Source organism: Sphingomonas sp. J315 (assembly GCF_024666595.1).
In the GTDB taxonomy this organism is placed as follows: domain Bacteria; phylum Pseudomonadota; class Alphaproteobacteria; order Sphingomonadales; family Sphingomonadaceae; genus Sphingomonas.
In genome coordinates, this window is sequence record NZ_CP088296.1 from 1,034,800 (window position 1) to 1,054,087 (window position 19,288).

The following is a 19,288-nucleotide window of genomic DNA, read 5'->3' on the forward strand; positions in this document are numbered from 1 at the left end:
GCGGTAGCCGAACCACGTCATGCGAACATGTCGCGTGAAAGCGCGCCATGGGGCTACGCACGCATGCGACAGAATCCCCCTCGGGAATGTCGCAAAGCTGTTCGGTCATGAGAACGCAGCGGCCTCGGCCGTCGTGCTTCCTCCCCTCCATCACGCTGCGCGTGCCACCTCCCCTGGCGGGGGAGGGTTAGATTAGTCCGACGCACGCGCCAGATTGTAATTGCGAATCACTCGCGCTAGTGCTGCGAACGAATCGCAATTAGGCTGTCCCCACCCCGATGCACGGAACCACCACGACCGCGCGTGCCAAGCGCAGCCGCAAGGCTTTCTGGCTGAAGCAGCTGCACACCTGGCACTGGATCAGTTCGGCGATCAGCCTGGTCGGGTTGCTGCTGTTCGCGGTGACCGGGTTCACGCTCAACCACGCCGCCGAGATCGAGGGATCGCCGCAGACGATTGAGCGCAAGGGCCAGTTGCCCGCGCAGCTGCTGCCCGCGATCAGGCCCGACGACGCGCCCGATGCGAAGAAGCCGCTGCCCGCCCCGGTCGCCGAGTGGGTCGAGGGCAATCTGGACATCCGCCACGCGCGCGGCGAGGCCGAATGGTCGGCGGACGAGATCTACCTCGCGCTTCCCCGCCCCGGCGGCGATGGCTGGGTCGCGATCGACCGGGCGAGCGGCGCGGTGACCACCGAAGCCACCAATCGCGGCTGGATCGCGTGGCTCAACGACCTGCACAAGGGCCGCAACAGCGGCACGGTGTGGAAGTGGTTCATCGACATCTTCGTGCTCGCCTGCATCGTGTTTTCGCTCACCGGCCTGGTGCTGTTGCAGATGCATTCGAAGAACCGCCCGAGCACCTGGCCGTTGGTCGGCGCGGGCCTCGTCATCCCCGCGTTCCTCGCGATCTTCTTCATCCATATCTAAAGGGAGCCGCCCGAAATGCAGTTTCGCGTAACCGGATTGACCGCCACCGCGCTGGGCGCTGGCCTGTTCGCGCCGGGGATGGCCGCCGCGCAGACGCTCGATGTCTCGGTCACGATTCCAAGGCTGACGGTCGCCGAATATCACCGGCCCTATGTCGCCATGTGGATCGAGAAGGAGGGCGGCCCGGCCCAGACGCTGTCGGTGTGGTACGATGTCGACCTGAAGAACAATGAGGGCACCAAGTGGCTGCGTGACGTGCGCCAATGGTGGCGCGCGTCGGGCCGCACGATGCGCTTCCCCGCCGCCGGCGTGACCGGCGCGACCAAGGCACCCGGGACGCACAAGGTGAGCTTCAAACCCAAGCTGACGCCGGGCAACTACACGCTGGTGGTCGAGGCCGCGCGCGAAGTGGGCGGGCGCGAACTGGTCCGCATCCCCTTCTCGCTGCCCAAGGGCGGCACCGCCCGCGCCGCCGGCACATCCGAACTCGGAGCGGTCACGCTCACCGTCAAGCGCTGAACCAAGGGGATCATCACATGAAGTTGCGCACTATCCTGATCGCCACCGCAGTCGCTGCGGTCGCACTTCCCGCCAGCGTCCAGGCGCACCGCCAGTGGATGATGCCGTCGATGACCGTCGTGTCGGGCGAAGGCGCGGACGTGTGGGTCACGGTCGATGCCGCCGTGTCGAACGACCTCTTCTATTTCGAGCATCAGCCGCTGCGCGCCGACATTGCGGTGATGTTGCCCGACGGCACGGCGGGTGAGGTCAAGAACAAGGCGACCGGCCGGTACCGCACCACGCTCGACGTCCAGATCCAGCAGCGCGGCACCTACAAGATCTTCTACGCCAGCGAGGGCGTGATGGGATCTTACAAGCTGAACGGGGAAGAGGTTCGCCTCCCGCGCGGCACCACCGCCGACAAGCTGGCGAGCGTGATCCCGGCGGGCGCGACCGATGTGCGCACCAGCATCAACAGCAACCGCAACGAGATTTTCGTGACCGCAGGCGAGCCGACCACCACCGTGTTCAAGCCGACCGGCAAGGGCATCGAGCTGGTACCGGTGACGCACCCCAACGACCTGGTGATGGGTGAGGACGCGACCTTCCAGTTCCTGCTCGACGGCAAGCCGACCGCAGGGTTGGCGGTCACGGTGATCCCCGGCGGCATCCGCTATCGCGACCAGCTGCATCAGCAGGATCTGACGACCGGCGCGGATGGCAAGGTCACGATCAAGTGGAGCGATCCGGGCATGACCTGGATCAACGTCACCACCCCGCGCGCGGGCGGCGAAGAGGGCGGCGCGCCCGCGCCGGGTGGCCGCCGGGCGAGCTATGTGACGACGGTCGAGGTGATGGCGCCCTGACGCCCGAACCGCGTATCGCCATTCCCCCGACGCTGTCGCCCGCCGCCTTTCACCGGCGGCGGGCCGACGCCGCTGTCGCGCGCTTTGGCGGGGAGACGATGGGGACGCGCTGGTCGGCAACGATCGTCGCGCCGCCACCGGGGGTGCAGACCGCGATCCAGGGCGTGCTCACCCATATCCTCGCGCAGATGAGCCATTGGGAGCGCTGCTCGCAGCTCAGCCAGATCAACGCCGCTGCGCCGGGCGGGTGGCACGGCATCGCGCCGGAATTCATTCACGTCATGGGTGTTGCGCTTGATATCGCGGCGCGGTCGGATGGGGCGTTCGATCCGGCAATCGGAGCGCTGGTCGACCTGTGGGGCTTTGGTCCGCCGGGACCGCGCGAGGATGCCCCGAGCGATGCCGCGATCGATGCCGCCCGCAGCGCGGCCGGGCCGGGCGCGATCGAGCTCGACGCCCCCCTGCTCCGCCTGCGCCGCGTCCGCCCCGCGCGGCTCGACCTGTCGGGGATCGCCAAGGGCCATGCCGTCGACGCGGTCGCGACGCGGTTGCGCGCCCTTGGCTGCGCTGATTTCCTCGTCGAGATCGGCGGCGAGCTGGTCGGTGTCGGCATTCAGCCGGATGGCCAGCCCTGGTGGGTGGATGTCGAGCCGCCGCCGGGCATGGCGCTCGCCCCGCTGAGGATCGCTCTGCACGGCATCGCGGTCGCCACCTCGGGCGACTATCGCCGCGCCTCGGCACAGGGCAGCCACAGCATCGACCCGCGCACCGGCCGCCCGATCGCGCACGGTACCGCGAGCGTCACGGTGATCCACGCCGATTGCTGTCACGCCGACGCTTGGGCGAGCGCGCTGACCGTGCTGGAGCCGGAAGCGGCGAAGGCGCTGGCCGAGCGCGAGGGGCTGGCGGCGCAGCTGGTGGTACGCGGTAACGGGGAGTGGTTGTCGAGCGGGCTGCGGGCGATGTTGGACTAGCGCTCCTGCGGAGGCAGGAGCGCATGCAACATTACGCGTCCGCCCGCCGCCGATGAAGAATACTTGCTGGCTTTTCGCGCCTAATTGGCCGGCTTGCTTCGGACTCGTTCCGCAATCTCGGCCACGAGGAAAACAGGAACCAATAACCAGAGCCAGTTTGGCACATGCCACCCTTGGGCGAGTCGAAACATCGCGACTGCAAAGCCCAGCCAGAATGCAACCGAGCACATGCGGAATAGAAGTCGGAGTCGATCCTGCATCACGAACGATTGATACCGATCGAGGCCCACCTGTAAATAGTCGCTCGTCAGGCGTCCGCCCAGCGCCTCAGCAGGTTGTGGTAGACGCCAGTCAGTTCGATGACGCTGCGGTCCGTGCCGCCCACTTGCCCGGTCAGGCGCTGGACGCTCTGGTCGAGGTCGAACAGGATGCGACGCGCGCCATCGTCGCGGACCATCGACTGGAGCCAGAAGAAGGATGCGACCCGCGTCCCGCGCGTCACCGGCTCGACCTTGTGCAGGCTGGACGAGGGGTAGAGGATCGCGTGGCCGGCGGGGAGCTTGACCCGCTGGACGCCATACTGGTCCTCGATCACCAGTTCGCCGCCGTCATAGGCTGCGGAGTCTTCGAGGAAGACGGTCATCGACAGGTCGCTGCGGATGCGGAAATCGGTGCCGCGCTGGATTCGGATCGCGCTGTCGACATGCACGCCAAAGGTCTGGCCGACGCCGTAGCGGTTGAACAAGGGCGGGAACACCTTGAGCGGGAGTGCCGCCGCGAAGAACAAGGGCGAGCGCCCCAGCGCGTCGAGCACCAGCTTCCCCGCTGCCTTCGCTGCCGCGCTGTCCTCGGGCAGCTGCTCATTCTGCTTGGCGAGCGCCGACTGATGGCCGGAGGTCGCGTTGCCGTCGATCCACTCCGCCGCGTCGATCGTCGCGCGCAGCTCGGCGAGCGTGGCGGGATCGAGCAGGTCTGGAATCGCGATCAGCATGATGTGCCTTCTAAAGGGGGGTCGGAGCGGATGAAAGCAGGGGGACAGGGATTGCCGTCACCCGCTCCTCCCCCTTTAGCCTTTAGAAGCGGTAGCCCACGGTCAGCACCGCCGAGCGCGCGTCACCCGGCGTGGCCCAGCCATTGTTGCGGATGCGGGTGTAATAGAGCTCGTTGGTGATGTTCTTGACGTTCACCAGCACGCTCAGATCCTTGGTGATGTCGTAGGAGATCGACGCATTGTGGACGAGATAATCGTCCGAGCGATAGACGACCGCCGATGTCGCCGTCGGCAGGTTCAGCGCAAAGCTGCCCTGATAGGTGACGCCATAGCCCAGCTTTAGCCCGAACGGGAACGTGTAGGTGGTGTAGAGGCTGCCCGAATGGTTGGGGACATTCTGCAGCTCCGCGCCCGCTGCGGGGTCCGGGCTGCCCACCGCGACCGACCGGATCAGCTTCGGCTCGAGATAGGTGTAGTTGGCTGTGATCGACCATGCCGGGGTGATGTTGCCGGTTGCGCTGACCGCGATGCCATCGACGCGCGAATGGCCGTCGAGCACCTGATCGGGCAGCGTCGGATCGTTCGACGGCACCTTGTACTTGTCGCGCTCGTTGCGGAACGCGGCCATGCTGAACAGCGCGCGGCCGATCTCGGCCTTTGCGCCGATCTCGTAGTTCTTGGCGCTTTCCGGATCGACGTTGCAGGTCAGCGCGGTGCAGCCGCCATTGACCGCGCTTTGCGACGGGGTCCGCGCGTTGCCATATGCAGCGTAGAGCGTCACCGCTTCGACCGGCTTGTAGACCAGACCGATGCGATAGCTGAACAGATCGGCGGTGTTGCGGAAGCGCGGGCCGGTGACGATCGCGCCCTGCGGCGTGGTGACCGTCGCAGCGGTGCCGGTGTCGGTCTGGTAATTGCCCTGGTTGCGCTCGTAGCGGATGCCGCCGTTCAGCTCGAACTTGCCGAGCTTCATCGTGTCGAACAGGTAGACGGCATAGTTGGTCACCTCGCCGCGCTGGCGACCGCTCTCGAAGAAGTTGACCGGACCGGTATAGACGTTGCTCCCGTAGTTGAAGCCGGCCGGACCGGGGACCACCTCATTGGGGTTCGCCCAGTTGATCAACGGATAGGTCGCGTTGGCGACGGTGCCGTTGGCGTTGCGATAGACGTTGCCGGTCGAGAGGAAGAACTTCTCCCACCCCGCCGACGCGCCGACGACCAGGCTGTGCTCGATCGCACCGGTCGCGAACTGCGCCGACAGATCGACCTGATTGTACATCAGCTCGCTGGTCGTATCGCGCAGGTTCCCGCGCGGACCGCCGATCAGATAATAGCCGACCGGGACGGTCGCGGGACAGGCGGTGCCGTTGCCCTGCACATTGCCGGGCAGGCAGAAGCTGCCCTGCGGCGGACCAACGATGGTCAGCTGCTGCACCTTCTGCCACCGCGTCAGGTTGCGGATCGACAATTTGTCGCTGAATTCATGGGCGAAGGTCGCCGTCGCCTGATCGACGGTGATCTCCTGCGTGTCGATGTTGCGATAGCCGAAATAGTCGCTGCGATCGATGCCGGGCAGTGCGCCGTTGAACACGGCATTCTTGTAATAGGGCACGCCGTACTGCGGGATGTTGGTCTCTTCCTGATGCAGGTACTGCAGCGTCAGGCTGGTTGGGCCGTCGATCCCGATCGTCACCGCCGGGGCGACGCCCCAGCGTTCGTAATTTTCAACGTCGCGGCCGGGCACGTCGTTCTGGTGCACCATCGCGTTGAGGCGCACGGCGATCAGTTCGCTCACGCGGACATTGGCGTCGATCGTGCCGCGATAATAGTCGTCGGTGCCGATCCCGCCCTGCACCGCGATCGCCGTTTCCGCCTGCGGGCGCTTGGTCACGATGTTGATCGACCCGCCGACCGAACCCGACCCGTTATAGACCGAGTTGGCGCCGTTGGTGACCTCGACCTGTTCCAGGTTGAACGGGTCGCTGCGCGAATAGGGCGCGCTGTCGCGCACGCCGTCGGTGGTGATGTCGGACGATGCGGAATAGCCGCGCAGGGTGATCTGGTCGCTCGGCGCGATGCCGCCCTCAGCCGCGCCGAAGGTGATGCCCGGCACGGTCGACAGCACGTCGCGCAGGGTGAGCAGATTCTGCTCCTCGATCACCTTGTTGGTCAGGATGGTGACGGTCTGCGGCGTGTCGCGGACGGGGCGCGTGACCTTGGGGCTGGCCTGTTCCGAGCGCACCTTCTCGCCGGTGACGACGACGTCAGCGCGATCCTGCTCCTCCGCCGGATCGGCGGGATCGCCGGCATAGGCTGCAGGTGCCGATGCGACGAAGCCGATGGCGGCCAGCGCGAGGAAAGCGGGCGCGGCGCGGTGCGCGTCGGACGAGCTGCGAGACATGGAAACCCCTTCTGATTGTCGTTGGGGTCCCGCTATTGCGAGTCGTTCGCACTGTCAACACTAATGCGAATCGTTTTCATTATTGTCGCAAATTTGTCGCGTCGGCCAGAAGCCAGCTGCGTAACGCACTGGCAAGATTGGGCGGATCGTCGGCCTGGATGCGCAGATAATCGACCTGCGCGACCAGTGCGCTGAGCGGCAGATCGCGCGCCTGCGCCGCAGCCTCCAGTGCGTCCCAGAATATCGGTTCAAGGCTGATCGAGGTCGGATGCGCGGCAATCGTCATCGACCGCTTGACCGGGGGGTGGAACCCGCCCGGCGGCGGCACGATGCCGCCCGGGCCGTCAGGCATCGATGTCGAACAGGGCGGCAAGCTGCTCGATCATCGTGCCGGCCAATTGGTCGACATCCATGATCGTCACGGCGCGCCCATAATAGCGGGTCACGTCATGGCCGATACCGATCGCGACCAGCCCGACCGGCGAGCGGCTTTCGATCCACCCGATCACCTGGCGCAGATGGCGTTCGAGATACGAACCGCTGTTCACGCTCAGCGTCGAATCGTCGACCGGTGCGCCGTCGCTGATCACCATCAGGATCTTGCGATCCTCGGGCCGCGCGATCAGGCGGCTGTGCGCCCAGAGCAGCGCCTCGCCGTCGATATTCTCCTTGAGCAGCCCTTCGCGCATCATCAGGCCGAGCGATTTCTTCGCGCGCCGCCACGGCTCGTCGGCCTGTTTGTAGACGATGTGGCGCACGTCGTTGAGGCGGCCCGGTTGCGCCGGACGCCCTTCGGCCAGCCATTTCTCGCGCGACTGGCCGCCCTTCCATGCGCGGGTCGTGAAGCCGAGAATCTCGGTCTTGACCCCGACCCGCTCCAGCGTGCGCGCGAGGATATCGGCGCTGATCGCGGCGATGCTGATCGGGCGGCCGCGCATCGACCCCGAATTGTCGATCAGCAGGGTGACGACCGTGTCCTTGAACTCGGTATCCTTCTCGACCTTGTAGGACAAAGACTGCATCGGGTTGACGATCACCCGTGCGAGGCGCGCGGCGTCGAGCAGCCCTTCGTCCTGATCGAAGTCCCAGCTGCGGTTCTGTTGCGCCATCAACCGCCGCTGGAGCCGGTTGGCAAGCTTGGTCACCACGCCCTGAAGGTTCGACAATTGATTGTCGAGATAGGCGCGCAGCCGGTCGAGCTCCTCATCGTCACACAGGTCGGTGGCGGCGATCACCTCGTCATATTGCGTGGTGTACGCGCCATAGTCGAACTGCATCGGCATGTCGGACCAGGGGCGATTGGGGCGGACGGGCATCATCCCCTCGTCCCCGGCATCGCCGGGATCGCCCTCGCCGTCCTCGAACTCGCCCTGCTCCTGCTCGCTCTCCTCGCCCTCGTCGGTCTCGCCCTCGCGCTGCTCACCGCGCGCGTCGATCTCGCCCTCGCCGGTCTCTCCCTGTTCGTCGCCGGCGTCGGCCTCACTCTCGTCGACGTCGTCGGTGCCCTCGTCCTCGCCGCCGCCCTCGTCGGACTCGTCGGGGATGAGGTCGCCCTCGGTCAGCTCCAGATCGGCAAGCAGATTGCCGACCAGTTTCGCGAAGGTCGCCTGATCGTCGATCGCCAGCGCCAGCGCGTCGAGATCCGCGCCACCCTTGTCCTCGATCCAGTCGCGCACCAGCGCCAGGCCGAGCGCGGCGGCGGCAGGAGACTCCCGCCCGGTCAGGCGTTCGCGCACAAGCAGCTGAACTGCGGTCGACAGCGGCACCTCGTCCCGCGTCCGCGCGCGGCTGATCGGGTCCGAGCGCATCTTCATCTCGAGCGCATGGTCGAGATTGTCGGCGATCCCGGCATAGCCACGCGATCCCAGCGCCTCGACCCGCGCGGTCTCGACCGCATCGAACACGGCGCGCGCCACTGGCTCCTTCGGGGCTGCCTTCAAATGGGTCGCGGCGTCGTGCAGGCGCAGCCGCAACGCAAAGCCGTCGGCAAAACCGCGCGCCTCCGCCACCTGTTCGGGCGGCAGGGTGCGACCGGGCATCGGCACCTTGAGATGCCGCCCCGATTGCGCGGGCGCGTCGGCGGTAAAGGCAAGCTCAAGCTCGGCCTCGTGGCTCAACGCTCGCGCGGTCCCGGCAAGGACGGACTTGAACTGATCGAGGGGAGTGTCGCTGGCCATGCGATTTCCATGCGCGGAGCGGCCGCGCGACACAAGCGGGGAGCGCGTCCCGTCAAAGCCGAAGTCCGGGAAGTGGGTAATTTTACGGACCACGCGACCCGCGGTGCCGTCCCCCCACCTATAGATTGAGCCATCAACCGGGTCAGTTCGCGACAGCAACGATCGCCCCGCAAAGCGCCTGCAAGGAGGACCGACTTGTCCAACGCCAACGCCACGCTGCACGCCCAGACCCAGAAGCTGCGCGGCCGCTTCGACCGTCTTCCCGTTGCCGGAAAGCTGGTGACGCTCTGTGCCGCCGCGATCGGCGTGCTGCTGACGATCGGCTTCACCATCGTCACGCTTCAGGCCTCGTCGGTGGTCGGGCGCGGGTCGAGCGAGACGGCGCAGGCGACGGCGGAGCGCTATGCCAGCGGCATCGCGACCGATGTGAACGGCATTGTCGGTGCCTCGCACGCAATGGCGCGGTCGATCTCGACCGACCTGACCGCGACCGGCTTTGCGGCCGAGCGGACGATCCCGCAGCTGCGCGGCTTCCTTGCCGCCGCGCCGACCGTACTGGGCGCCTGGTCGATCCTCGAGCCGGAATATCACCGGCCCGATCTGGCGGGACAGCCCGGCTGGAACGTTGCGGGGGGCTTTGCGCCCTATGTGACCCGCGACAAGGCGGGCAAGATCGCGATGCAGCCCGCGAGCCCGCCCGAGGATTGGCAGAAGGACTATTACGCCGAGGGCCTCAAGCGCGCCGCCGGCCGCCTCAGCATCCCCTATGTCTATCCGGTCGACGGCAAGGATGTGACGATGTTCAGCATCACCTTCCCGCTGCGCCGCGGAGATCAGGTGGTCGGCGTGTCCGGCTTTGACATCAGCCTAGACGACCTGTCCGCCGGACTGATGAAGGAAAAGCCGCTGGGATCGGGCCGGGTGCGCCTGATCGCGCAGGACGGCAAGTGGATCGCGCATGAAAATGCGCAGCTGCGCATGAAGTCCTATGACGAGGCCGAAAAGGATCTGATCGACGCGGTCGTCAAGTCGGGCAAGGCGCAGAGCTTCGACCATGTCGACGCCGATGGCAGCCACTGGGCCCGCTTCGCGGTGCCGGTGGCGATCGACGGGATCGACGATCGCTGGGCGGTCGTGGTCGATATCCCGGCGGCGGCGATCACCGCCCCGGCCAATGCGCTGACCTGGATGCTGGTGGTGATCGCGATCGTGCTGATCGCCGGTGCCGCTGCGGCACTGTGGGTCGCATCGAAGCGCGTCGTCGGGCTGCCGCTCGGCCGGCTCAGCGACACGGTCGACCGCCTCGCCAAGGGTGAGGACGTTCCGGTCGGCGAGACCGAGCGCAACGACGAGGTCGGCACGCTCGCCCGCGCCGCCGATGTCTTCCGCCTCGCCGCCGCCGAGCGCGAGCGCGAACAGGCGCGCAATGCCGAGGAGCAGCGGATCGTCACCGCCGCCATCGGCACCGGCCTCTCGGCACTGCGCGAAGGCAAGCTCACGGCGCGGATCGACGCCGATTTCCCGCCGGCCTATGCCCAGCTCAAGACCGATTTCAACGCCACCGCGACCACGTTGCGCGACCTGATCGCCGCCGTGGTCGAGCGTTCGGAGAGCATCCAGACCGGATCGACCGAGATCGCCCGCGCCGCGCAGGACCTGGCGAGCCGCAGCGAAAGCAGTGCGGCCAGCCTGGAGGAAACCTCCGCCGCGCTGTCGCAGATCGATCAGCGGCTGCGCGCCAGCGCCGCCTCCGCCGACGAAACGCTGAATTGCGCCAAGCGCGCCAATGTCAGCGTCGCCGGTGGCCGCGATGTCGCATCGGGCGCAGTCGCCGCGATGCACCGCGTGTCCGAATGCGCCAAGGGCATCGACGATGTGATCGAAGGGCTCGACAAGATTGCCTTCCAGACTCGCGTCCTTGCGATGAACGCGGCGGTCGAGGCGGGTCGTGCCGGAGAAGCAGGCCGTGGTTTCGCGGTGGTCGCCGACCTCGTCTCCGCGCTCGCGATGCGCGCCGAGGAAGAGGCCAAGCGCGCCCGCGACCAGCTGACCGTCACCCAGGAAGAGGTCGGCAATGCGGTCGGCGCAGTCGGCAATGTCGACGGGGCGCTGGTCCAGATCGCCGACATCTTCACCCAGGTGGATACGCTGGTCGGGTCGCTGGTCGACAATAACCGCGTTCAGGCGATGTCGATTTCGGAGATCGTGATTGCGGTCAGCGGGATGGACAGCACCACGCAGCAGAATGCCGCAATGGTCGAGGAAACCTCGGCGGCGGCGCAACAGCTGCGCACCGAAGCCACCGATCTCGCCGGCCGCGCTGCGCAGTTCGAGATCGACGGAACGCCGCAAAGCCGGAGCTACGCGGCGGCGGCGTGAAGTGAAACCGCGCACTCCGTTATCCCGGCGGGCGGCGGAGCGTTCGGGGTGCTACCAAAGCGTCTCGCAACCCAATGCGGCGATCTGTGGATCACGGGTTACCACGATTAGCCGTTCGGCGAGCGCCTGCGCCACGATCATGCGGTCGAACGGATCGCGATGCGTCAATGGCAACAACCCCGCGCCGCGCGCATGGTCATAGCGCAGATCGAGATGGATCAGGCCATCCTGACTGCACGCCTCTGCAAATTGCGACAGTGGTTCGACCATCGCGGGAAGTCTGCCACTGCCGACCTTGAGTGCGATCTCGTAGCAGGACACGGCGGAGACATATCGCTCGATATCCGGGTCGGAAATCGCAACGCGCGCGCGATCCGAGAGGCGAGGATCTCCCATCCACCACCAGACCAATGCGTGCGTATCGAGCAGCAGGCGCAACGCTCAGAGCTCCTTGCTCTCAAATGCGTCCAGCTCTTCCTCGGTAAACGTCGGTTCGAACCAGATGTCGCTCGGCACATCCTTCAACAGATGCTTAAAGCGGCCGGGCTGGCGGCGCGGCAAAGGCGTGGGCTCATATGCAATCAGTTTCGCATAGGGCTTTCCCGCCTTGGACAGGATGATCTCCTCGCCCGCATGCGCGCGGTCGATCAGCTTGGACAGCTGGGTCTTGGCATCATGAACGTTGAACGTCTTTTGCGGATCAGCCTCGGCCATCGCGCAGCTCCTTGAGTGGACTAAGCCAAGTTAGCTAAGTCCACTCAGATCTTCAAGCCTTGCTGACCACGCTCTCGGGCAGGTCCTTGCCGAACACGCGCTGATAATATTCCGCGACCAGCGCCCGCTCCGCCTCGTCGCACTTGTTGAGAAAGCTCAGGCGGAAGGCGAAGCCGACATCCTTGAAGATCTCGGTATTCTGCGCCCAGGTGATGACGGTGCGGGGCGACATCACGGTGGAGATGTCGCCGTTGATGAACCCGCGCCGGGTCAGTTCGGCGACGCGGACCATGTTCTCGACCATCTCCTTGCCGCCCGGCTTGTCATATTCGCCGCTCTTGGCGAGCACGATCTGCGCCTCGGTCGCGGCGGGGAGGTAGTTCAACGTGACGACGATGTTCCAGCGGTCCATCTGGCCCTGGTTGATCTGCTGTGTCCCATGATACAGCCCGCTGGTGTCGCCCAGACCCACCGTGTTGGCGGTGGCGAACAGACGGAACCAGGGGTTCGGACGGATCACGCGATTCTGGTCGAGCAGGGTCAGCTTGCCCTCGGTCTCCAGCACGCGCTGGATCACGAACATGACGTCGGGGCGCCCGGCGTCATATTCGTCGAAAACGAGCGCGGTCGGGGTCTGCAGCGCCCAGGGGAGCAGCCCTTCGCGGAACTCGGTGATCTGCTGCCCATCCTTGAGCACGATCGCGTCGCGCCCGATCAGGTCGATACGACTGATATGCGCGTCGAGATTGATGCGGATGCACGGCCAGTTGAGGCGGGCGGCGACCTGTTCGATGTGCGACGACTTGCCGGTGCCGTGATAGCCCTGGATCATCACGCGGCGGTTGTGCGCGAAGCCGGCGAGGATCGCGAGCGTGGTGTCGCCGTCGAAGACATAAGCCGGGTCGAGATCGGGGACGCGCTCGTCCGCCTCGCTGAACGCCGGCACTTCCATGTCGATGTCGATGCCGAACAGGTCGCGCACGCTGACGCTCTTGTCAGGCGCAGCGAGGATCGTCGTCTCGCGGCTGTCGGGCTGGGTGTTGGGGATGCTGCTCATCGGGCTTCCGGACTCGGGGACTGTTCTTTTGCGGTGCGGTATCGGCTAGCGCCCCGCTCCGCAAGCGCGGGCGACGGATCGGTTCGCTTCAATCCTCCCCCGCCAGGGGGAGGTGGCGCCGAAGGCGACGGAGGGGGAGGACGGCTGTGTCCTCTCGATCGTCGTGCTTCCTCCCCCTCCGTCAGCTACGCTGACACCTCCCCCTCGCGGGGGAGGATTATTGGCTATCCTGGTCCTCGCTCCACTTTTTCGGCAGCGGGAAGCGCGTCACGAACGCCTCGGCGAGCGCGTGGTCGCCCTCTATGCGCAGTATCCCCGCTGCCTCCAGCTCGGCCAGCGCGCCGCCATAGACCGCGCCCGCGATTGCGGTCGGCGGGCCGTTGAAGATCACGTCGGCACCGGCCGGATCGCCGCGCTTCAGCTCGATCCCGTCGCGATTGTAGCGCCCGACGAACAGGTCGTCGCCCATCCGGAACCCCACGACGAAATCGAGGTCGCCGGTGAGCGCCGGATTGTGCATGGTGCGCAGCGACATCATGGCGGAGGCTGCGGACAGATGCAGCGTCGGATCATGTTCGGGCGACCGCACCGCCCATGCGCCGAGCAGCTGGATCGGCTTTTCGGCCTCATGACCCCAGGGGGTCAGCGCATAGACCTGTGCGTTGGCCGGCGGGGGCAGTTTGTGCCGCGTCAGGATGCCCGATTCCTCGAGCCCCTCGAGCCGCTGGGTGAGCACATTCGCCGAAAGTCCGGGCAGTGCGCCCTTGATCTCGCTGAACCGGCGCGGGCCGAACATCAGTTCGCGCACGATCATCAACGACCAGCGCTCACCCACCAGTTCCAGCGCCATCGCCGTGCCGCAGGCGTCGTCATACCAGCGCCGCCGCTCCTTTTTCATAGCGATTTCCGCGACTTAAAAATATGAGTCATTTTTTCTAACTTCATAGTTGCTTTTAATAACTCAAAGGCGCATCAACATCAAGCAAGCGATTCGGAACCGGTGAGTTTCCCGGACGCGTCCAAGGAGAAGCGCGATGGCCAAGATGATTTTCGTGAACCTGCCGGTGAGGGACGTGGCGGCATCGACCGCCTTCTACGAAGCGATCGGCTTCACCAGGGACCCACGCTTCAGCAACGAGATGGCGAGCGCGATGCAGTGGTCGGACGAGATCACGCTGATGATCCTCGGCCATGATTTCTATTCGACCTTCATCCCGCACAAGACGATCGCCGATTCCTCGAAAGTGAACGAGGTTCTGCTGTGCCTGTCGTTCGACAGCCGCGAAGCTGTCGATGCGATCACGGAGAAGGCCGGCGCATCGGGCGGCAAGGCCGATGTCCGCGAACCGCAGGATATGGGCTTCATGTATGGCCGCAGCTTCGAGGACCCTGACGGCCACATCTTCGAGCCGATGTTCATGGACATGGAGGCCGCAATGGCCGCCTTCCCCGACGGACCGGCGCACGAACCGGCCTGAACCGAGATACCAAGGAGAGATGCCGTGACCAAAATCACCACCTGCATCTGGAGCAACTACACCGCAGAGGATCAGGCGGCGTTCTATACGTCGCTGATCCCCGACGCCCGTATCGTCCGCACCGAGCGCACCCCGATCGACACGCCCAGCCAGAAGGCGGGCGACGTCATCCTGTGCGAGATCGAACTGGCCGGGCACAGCTACCTGCTGCTCAACGGCGGCCCGATGTTCCAGCATAGCGAGGCGATGAGCTTCATCCTCCACACGCCGGATCAGGCCGAGACCGACCGGCTGTGGAACGCGATCACCGCCGATGGCGGGGCGGAGAGCATGTGCGGCTGGTGCAAGGACAAATGGGGGGTCAGCTGGCAGGTCACGCCGGACCGGCTGATGCAGCTGGTGTGGGACAATCCCGACAAGGCGGCAGCCCAGCGCGCGATGCAGGCGATGATGACGATGCAGAAGATCGACATCGCCACGGTCGAGGCTGCCGCTGCGGGGGAAACCCAACCCGCCTGACCTTACCTCCCGCAAGGAGACTGATCATGACCGTCGAGATTACCGGGTTCGACTGGGTGCCCGATTTCGCCAAGGGGTTCGTCCGCGACCTGCGTCCGCGCTGGGCGTGCGAGGAGATCGGCCTGCGCTACGACATGCGGCTGATGGACCCGCGTAACCGGCCCGCCGCCTATTTCGCGGAGCAGCCCTGGGGGCAGGTCCCCGCCCTCGTCGATGGCGGCGTGCATCTGTTCGAAAGCGGCGCGATCCTGCTGCACCTTGGCGAACGCGACGAACGGCTGTTGCCGCGCGACCCACAAGCGCGCGCCGATGCGCAAAGCTGGCTGTTCGCCGCCTATAACAGCGTCGAGCCGATGCTGTTCGAACTCGGCAATGTCGAGATCTTCTCGGCCGGCGAGCAATGGGCGGAGCTGCGTCGCCCCTCGCTGATCGCGGATATCGAACAAAGGCTCGACCGGCTTGCCGTCGCGATGGGCGACCGTGAGTGGCTCGCGGGGCAGTTCAGCATCGCCGACATCGCGATGGCGACGGTGCTGCGTCAGACGGAAGGCAGCGGGCTGCTCGCCGACCGGCCCGTGCTGCTCGCCTATTTGGAGCGCGCCATTGCTCGTCCCGCCTTCAAGGCCGCGCTCGCCGCGCAACTTGCCGATTTCAAACCCGAACACGCCCTCGCGTGAAGCGATCCCAGGGAGAGACCCAATGACCTATGTCGAAGGATTCCTGACCCCCGTCCCCACCGCCAACAAGGCGGTATATACCAAGCACGCACACAGCGCGATCGAGCTGTTCAAGGGGCTCGGCGCCACCCGCTTCGTCGAAGCCTGGGGCGATGATGTGCCCGATGGGAAGATCAACGACCTCAAGCAATCGGTCGCCCTCAAGGAGGACGAGACCGTGCTGTTCAGCTGGCTCGAATATCCCGACAAGGCGACGCGCGACGCCGCCAACGAAAAGATGATGAGCGACCCCAACGCGCTTGAAGGCATGAAGGACATGCCGTTCGACGGGAGCCGCATGATCTTTGCCGGGTTCGACGCGCTGGTCGAGGCAGGCGATGCGGGTCAGACCGGCTATATCGACGGATATGTCCTGCCCGTCCCCGCCGCGAACAAGGAGGCGTATCGCGAGCTCGCCGCGTCGATGGTGCCGCTGTTCCAGGAATTCGGCGCGCTGCGCGTGGTCGAGGCGTGGGGCGAGGATACGCCCGACGGCAAGGTCACCGACTACAACCGCGCGACCCATAAGAAGGACGACGAGGCGGTCGTCTATTCGTGGATCGAATGGCCCGACAAGGCGACGCGCGACGCCGGCTGGGCGAAGATCATGGAGGACGAGCGGATGAAGCCGCCGGCCGAGCCGCCGTTCGACGGCAAGCGGATGATGTGGGGCGGCTTCGCGCCGATCCTGGATACGGCGAAGGGGTGATCCTCGCCACGTCACCGTCACCCCGGCGAAAGCCGGGGTCTCGGGAGGCATGTGCACATCACATGAGACCCCGGCTTTCGCCGGGGTGACGACAATCCGAGAGGGAGGATTCCCATGACCAATCCCCACGGCAGATGGATCTGGTACGAACTGATGACCCCCGACGCGGCGGCGTCGCGGTCCTTTTACGAAGCCGTCGTCGGCTGGACCATCGACGCCGAATCGATGGCGCCCGGCGGTGCCGAATATCGCATCCTCCACGCGGGCGATGGCGATATCGGCGGCATGCTGACGCTCGACGCCGCGATGCTGGCGGGCGGCGCGAAGCCGGCCTGGCTGGGCTATGTCGGGGTCGACGATGTCGATGCGACGGTCGAACAGCTCAAGGCAGCGGGCGGGTCGGTGCATGTCCCGCCGACCGACATTCCGGGCGTCGGCCGCTTTGCGATGGTCGCCGATCCGCAAGGCATCCCCTTCTATGTGATGCGCGGATCCAGCCCCGAAACCAGCACCGCCTATGCGCGGATGGGCGAAGGCCATGTCAGCTGGAACGAACTCCAGACCAGCGACGATGCCGCCGGCTTCGCCTTCTATGCGGCCCTGTTCGGCTGGGAAAAGGCGGGCGGCATGCCGATGCCATGGGGCGAGTACAGCTTCCTGCGCGGGAAGGATGCGGGCGAGGAAATGGACAGCGTGTGGGGCGCGATGATGCCGCGCGAATGCGAGGACAAGCCGGTCGGCTGGACCTTTTACTTCCGCGTGCCGGATATCGAGGCGGCGCACGCCAAGGTGACGAAACTGGGCGGCACGCCGCTGAGCGATCCGATGGAGGTGCCCGGCGGCGAGCGGGTGTTCCACGCGACCGACCCGCACGGCGCGGTGTTCGGACTGGTCGCGCCCAAATGAGCGGCCCCGACCTCTACGCCCACCCCTTCTCCTCCTATTGCTGGAAGGCGCTGATCGCATTCTACGAACACGATCTGCCGTTCACGCTGAAGATCGTCGCGCCCGAGGAACCGGCGAACAGCGCGCGCTGGGCCGAACTCTGGCCGTTCAAGCGCTTCCCGCTGCTCGTCGATGGCGATCTGGTGCTGGGGGAATCAAGCATCATCGCCGAGCATGTCGATCGGCTGTCGGGCGCGCCGCTCCTGATCCCCGCCGATCCGGACGCGGCGCTGCAGGTGCGGATGCTCGACCGACTGTTCGACCAGCAGATCATGGACCCCGCCACCCGGCTGGTGTTCAACGCGATCCGGCCGGCAGACAAGCTCGATCCGCTGGCGGACGAGCAGGTCGCGGCGCAGCTCGCTACCAGCTACGCCTGGTTCGACGCGCATCTCGCCGGGCGCGAGTGGGTCGCGACCGACAGCTTCACGCTCGCCGATCTCTCCGCCGCGCCCGCCCTGTTCTACGCCGACTGGATCATCCCGATCCCGGAGGAACATGCGAACCTGCGCGCCTATCGCGCCCGGTTGCTCGCCTACCCCTCGGTCGCCCGCGCAGTGGATGGCGCGCGGCCCTATCGCCACTTCTTCCCGCTCGGCGCGCCCGACCGCGACTAATCAGGAGCACATCATGCCACGACGCATTATCGGCGCCGCGTTCCTCAGCCTCGACGGGGTGATGCAGGCCCCCGGCGGACCGGAGGAGGACTGGACCGGCGGGTTCGAACAGGGCGGCTGGCTCGCCGCGCTGTTCGACGAAGGGATCGGCAATCAGGTCGACAGCGTGTTCAAGCCGCCGTTCGACCTGCTGCTCGGCCGCCGGACCTACGAGATTTTCGCGGCGCACTGGCCGTTCGCGCCGGAGGGCGACGAGATCGGCGACCTGTTCCGCACGATCCGCAAATATGTGCTGACGACCAGCGACGCGCCGTTGGAATGGGAGGGCAGCGAACGCCTCGCCGACATCGACGCACTTACCAAGCTCAAGGACAGCGATGGCCCGAACCTGGTCATTCAGGGCAGCTCGACGCTCTACCCGCAATTGCTCGAACGCGGCTTGCTCGACCGGATCGTGACGATGACCGCGCCGGTGGTGCTGGGCCGGGGCAAGCGGATGTTCGGCGACGGCACCCCGCCCCGGTCGCTCGAACTGGTCGAGCATCGCGTGACCCGCAACGGCACCGCGATGGCGACCTATGACGTGAAGGGCGAGGTCGAACAGGCGGACTTCCAGTTCCCCGAGCCCACCGCCGAGGAACTGGCCCGCCGCGCGCGGATCGACGCGGGCGAGGGCTGGTGAATCACGCGAAGGCTGGCGACGACTTCAGCTGCTGATAGGCCTCGATCACCTTTTGCAGCGCACCTTCATGACTGCGGTCACCGCCATTGCGGTCGGGATGATATTGGCGGACCAGCTCCGAATAGCGGCGACGCAGCGCCATGCGGTCGGCATCGAGGTCGAGCGCCAGCACCTTCATCGCCTCGCGATCCTTTCCCGACAGCGGCTTGCCGTCCTTGCGCTCGGCGGGGCGGGCAGCGCGGAAGCGCGCACCGATCGCGTCGAGCGGATCGGCAAAGTCGGCCCAGCGCGGCGGGCGGTCGGCGCCCCCGGTCGCTGTGAAGGCGCGCGATTCGCTCTCCCACCCGGCATAGGGCCGCTGTGCCGCGTGGATCTCGTCCGGAGTCATGCCGGAGAAGAAATTATAGCCCGAATTGAATGCGCGGACATGGTCGAGGCACAGCCAGCGATACGCCCCCGGTCCGTCGGCGCTGCGCTGCGCCGGGCCTGCTGGCGCGCGAAACTCGCCCGGTTCGGCGCAGCCCGGCTCCGCGCACAGCCGCCCCGGCGCCTCGACACGGCCGTGGAAGCGGGCCTTGGGGCGGTCTTTGGGGGCTTCGCGCGACACTCTGACTCCGGGAAAAAACGCCCTATATA

21 protein-coding genes and 1 pseudogene are annotated in these 19,288 nt (G+C 66.2%); 13 read left to right on the top strand and 9 right to left on the bottom strand.

All coding sequences use genetic code 11. From position 1 onward, the window contains the following. Nucleotides 1-278 precede the first annotated feature (278 nt). The 4 genes from LRS08_RS05435 (at nt 279) to LRS08_RS05450 (ending at nt 3,267) form a co-directional block, all read left to right on the top strand. Nucleotides 279-926, top strand: coding sequence for a PepSY-associated TM helix domain-containing protein (locus tag LRS08_RS05435; protein ID WP_257844601.1), 648 nt, complete (start codon nt 279-281; stop codon nt 924-926). A 15-nt stretch (nt 927-941) separates the two neighbouring features. Next, nucleotides 942-1,445, top strand: a complete 504-nt coding sequence (locus tag LRS08_RS05440; RefSeq protein ID WP_257844600.1) for a DUF2271 domain-containing protein — start codon at nt 942-944, stop codon at nt 1,443-1,445. Between the two features lie 17 nt (nt 1,446-1,462). After that, a complete protein-coding gene (locus LRS08_RS05445) occupies nt 1,463-2,293 on the top strand; it encodes a DUF4198 domain-containing protein (protein WP_257844599.1) in 831 nt (276 codons plus the stop codon). Nucleotides 2,294-2,391: 98 nt separating this feature from the next. Then, complete coding sequence (locus LRS08_RS05450; RefSeq protein WP_260481416.1) at nt 2,392-3,267, top strand: FAD:protein FMN transferase; 876 nt, start codon at nt 2,392-2,394, stop codon at nt 3,265-3,267. Nucleotides 3,268-3,574: 307 nt separating this feature from the next. Here LRS08_RS05450 and LRS08_RS05455 read toward each other — a convergent pair whose 3' ends face one another. From LRS08_RS05455 to cobT, 4 genes are all read right to left on the bottom strand, one after another. Beyond that, a complete protein-coding gene (locus LRS08_RS05455) occupies nt 3,575-4,258 on the bottom strand; it encodes a Fe2+-dependent dioxygenase (protein ID WP_260481417.1) in 684 nt (227 codons plus the stop codon). Between the two features lie 82 nt (nt 4,259-4,340). Then, nucleotides 4,341-6,659 carry a TonB-dependent receptor gene (locus tag LRS08_RS05460; RefSeq protein WP_257844598.1) on the bottom strand — a complete coding sequence of 773 codons (2,319 nt, stop codon included), beginning with the start codon at nt 6,657-6,659 and terminating at the stop codon, nt 4,341-4,343. A gap of 79 nt (nt 6,660-6,738) precedes the next feature. Continuing rightward, complete coding sequence (locus LRS08_RS05465) at nt 6,739-7,011, bottom strand: ribbon-helix-helix domain-containing protein (RefSeq protein WP_260481418.1); 273 nt, start codon at nt 7,009-7,011, stop codon at nt 6,739-6,741. Beyond that, nucleotides 7,004-8,836 carry a cobaltochelatase subunit CobT gene (gene cobT, locus LRS08_RS05470; protein WP_257844597.1) on the bottom strand — a complete coding sequence of 611 codons (1,833 nt, stop codon included), beginning with the start codon at nt 8,834-8,836 and terminating at the stop codon, nt 7,004-7,006. Before cobT ends, LRS08_RS05465 begins: the two co-directional genes overlap by 8 nt. Nucleotides 8,837-9,031: 195 nt before the next feature. On the opposite strand from cobT, the gene LRS08_RS05475 reads away from it, so the two are divergent. Then, nucleotides 9,032-11,215, top strand: a complete 2,184-nt coding sequence (locus LRS08_RS05475) for a methyl-accepting chemotaxis protein (RefSeq protein WP_257844596.1) — start codon at nt 9,032-9,034, stop codon at nt 11,213-11,215. 51 nt (nt 11,216-11,266) lie between these two features. On the opposite strand, the gene LRS08_RS05480 is transcribed toward LRS08_RS05475, so the two are convergent. The 4 genes from LRS08_RS05480 to LRS08_RS05495 all read right to left on the bottom strand — a co-directional run bounded on the left by LRS08_RS05480 (nt 11,267) and on the right by LRS08_RS05495 (nt 13,884). After that, nucleotides 11,267-11,653 carry a type II toxin-antitoxin system VapC family toxin gene (locus LRS08_RS05480; protein WP_257844595.1) on the bottom strand — a complete coding sequence of 129 codons (387 nt, stop codon included), beginning with the start codon at nt 11,651-11,653 and terminating at the stop codon, nt 11,267-11,269. A 3-nt stretch (nt 11,654-11,656) separates the two neighbouring features. After that, nucleotides 11,657-11,929, bottom strand: coding sequence for a type II toxin-antitoxin system Phd/YefM family antitoxin (locus LRS08_RS05485; protein WP_257844594.1), 273 nt, complete (start codon nt 11,927-11,929; stop codon nt 11,657-11,659). A 52-nt stretch (nt 11,930-11,981) separates the two neighbouring features. Next, the gene (gene cobS / locus LRS08_RS05490; protein WP_257844593.1) at nt 11,982-12,986 is read right to left on the bottom strand and encodes a cobaltochelatase subunit CobS; all 1,005 of its coding nucleotides are present in this window, start codon (nt 12,984-12,986) and stop codon (nt 11,982-11,984) included. A gap of 217 nt (nt 12,987-13,203) precedes the next feature. Further along, nucleotides 13,204-13,884, bottom strand: a complete 681-nt coding sequence (locus LRS08_RS05495) for a helix-turn-helix domain-containing protein (RefSeq protein ID WP_257844592.1) — start codon at nt 13,882-13,884, stop codon at nt 13,204-13,206. 136 nt (nt 13,885-14,020) lie between these two features. Here LRS08_RS05495 and LRS08_RS05500 point away from each other — a divergent pair, with 136 nt between their 5' ends. The 8 genes and pseudogenes from LRS08_RS05500 (at nt 14,021) to LRS08_RS05535 (ending at nt 18,652) form a co-directional block, all read left to right on the top strand. Continuing rightward, a complete protein-coding gene (locus tag LRS08_RS05500) occupies nt 14,021-14,464 on the top strand; it encodes a VOC family protein (protein ID WP_257844591.1) in 444 nt (147 codons plus the stop codon). Between the two features lie 24 nt (nt 14,465-14,488). Continuing rightward, nucleotides 14,489-14,983, top strand: a complete 495-nt coding sequence (locus LRS08_RS05505; RefSeq protein WP_257844590.1) for a VOC family protein — start codon at nt 14,489-14,491, stop codon at nt 14,981-14,983. 26 nt (nt 14,984-15,009) lie between these two features. Further along, nucleotides 15,010-15,660 (top strand): glutathione S-transferase family protein, encoded by a 651-nt coding sequence (locus LRS08_RS05510; protein ID WP_257844589.1) that lies wholly within the window; start codon nt 15,010-15,012, stop codon nt 15,658-15,660. A 22-nt stretch (nt 15,661-15,682) separates the two neighbouring features. Beyond that, nucleotides 15,683-15,979 (top strand): annotated as a pseudogene (locus LRS08_RS05515) (DUF1428 domain-containing protein); the annotation flags it as partial. 18 nt (nt 15,980-15,997) lie between these two features. Further along, the gene (locus LRS08_RS05520) at nt 15,998-16,408 is read left to right on the top strand and encodes a DUF1428 domain-containing protein (RefSeq protein WP_257845488.1); all 411 of its coding nucleotides are present in this window, start codon (nt 15,998-16,000) and stop codon (nt 16,406-16,408) included. Nucleotides 16,409-16,522: 114 nt separating this feature from the next. After that, nucleotides 16,523-17,314 carry a VOC family protein gene (locus LRS08_RS05525; protein WP_257844587.1) on the top strand — a complete coding sequence of 264 codons (792 nt, stop codon included), beginning with the start codon at nt 16,523-16,525 and terminating at the stop codon, nt 17,312-17,314. Next, nucleotides 17,311-17,970: a glutathione S-transferase family protein gene (locus LRS08_RS05530; protein ID WP_257844586.1), complete on the top strand. Its 660-nt coding sequence runs from the start codon at nt 17,311-17,313 to the stop codon at nt 17,968-17,970. The genes LRS08_RS05525 and LRS08_RS05530 overlap by 4 nt, the downstream gene beginning before the upstream one ends. Nucleotides 17,971-17,983: 13 nt before the next feature. Beyond that, the gene (locus tag LRS08_RS05535) at nt 17,984-18,652 is read left to right on the top strand and encodes a dihydrofolate reductase family protein (protein WP_260481419.1); all 669 of its coding nucleotides are present in this window, start codon (nt 17,984-17,986) and stop codon (nt 18,650-18,652) included. Nucleotide 18,653: 1 nt separating this feature from the next. On the opposite strand, the gene LRS08_RS05540 is transcribed toward LRS08_RS05535, so the two are convergent. Further along, nucleotides 18,654-19,259, bottom strand: a complete 606-nt coding sequence (locus LRS08_RS05540) for a J domain-containing protein (RefSeq protein WP_257844584.1) — start codon at nt 19,257-19,259, stop codon at nt 18,654-18,656. Nucleotides 19,260-19,288 lie beyond the last annotated feature (29 nt).

Bases quoted from the DNA above. Each gene is read 5' to 3' on its own strand.
- LRS08_RS05435 (WP_257844601.1), top strand. From the start codon at position 279: ATGCACGGAACCACCACGACCGCGCGTGCCAAGCGCAGCCGCAAGGCT.
- LRS08_RS05440 (WP_257844600.1), top strand. From the start codon at position 942: ATGCAGTTTCGCGTAACCGGATTGACCGCCACCGCGCTGGGCGCTGGC.
- LRS08_RS05445 (WP_257844599.1), top strand. From the start codon at position 1,463: ATGAAGTTGCGCACTATCCTGATCGCCACCGCAGTCGCTGCGGTCGCA.
- LRS08_RS05450 (WP_260481416.1), top strand. From the start codon at position 2,392: ATGGGGACGCGCTGGTCGGCAACGATCGTCGCGCCGCCACCGGGGGTG.
- LRS08_RS05455 (WP_260481417.1), bottom strand. From the start codon at position 4,258: ATGCTGATCGCGATTCCAGACCTGCTCGATCCCGCCACGCTCGCCGAG.
- LRS08_RS05460 (WP_257844598.1), bottom strand. From the start codon at position 6,659: ATGTCTCGCAGCTCGTCCGACGCGCACCGCGCCGCGCCCGCTTTCCTC.
- LRS08_RS05465 (WP_260481418.1), bottom strand. From the start codon at position 7,011: ATGCCTGACGGCCCGGGCGGCATCGTGCCGCCGCCGGGCGGGTTCCAC.
- cobT (WP_257844597.1), bottom strand. From the start codon at position 8,836: ATGGCCAGCGACACTCCCCTCGATCAGTTCAAGTCCGTCCTTGCCGGG.
- LRS08_RS05485 (WP_257844594.1), bottom strand. From the start codon at position 11,929: ATGGCCGAGGCTGATCCGCAAAAGACGTTCAACGTTCATGATGCCAAG.
- cobS (WP_257844593.1), bottom strand. From the start codon at position 12,986: ATGAGCAGCATCCCCAACACCCAGCCCGACAGCCGCGAGACGACGATC.
- LRS08_RS05495 (WP_257844592.1), bottom strand. From the start codon at position 13,884: ATGAAAAAGGAGCGGCGGCGCTGGTATGACGACGCCTGCGGCACGGCG.
- LRS08_RS05500 (WP_257844591.1), top strand. From the start codon at position 14,021: ATGGCCAAGATGATTTTCGTGAACCTGCCGGTGAGGGACGTGGCGGCA.
- LRS08_RS05510 (WP_257844589.1), top strand. From the start codon at position 15,010: ATGACCGTCGAGATTACCGGGTTCGACTGGGTGCCCGATTTCGCCAAG.
- LRS08_RS05520 (WP_257845488.1), top strand. From the start codon at position 15,998: ATGATCTTTGCCGGGTTCGACGCGCTGGTCGAGGCAGGCGATGCGGGT.
- LRS08_RS05525 (WP_257844587.1), top strand. From the start codon at position 16,523: ATGACCAATCCCCACGGCAGATGGATCTGGTACGAACTGATGACCCCC.
- LRS08_RS05530 (WP_257844586.1), top strand. From the start codon at position 17,311: ATGAGCGGCCCCGACCTCTACGCCCACCCCTTCTCCTCCTATTGCTGG.
- LRS08_RS05535 (WP_260481419.1), top strand. From the start codon at position 17,984: ATGCCACGACGCATTATCGGCGCCGCGTTCCTCAGCCTCGACGGGGTG.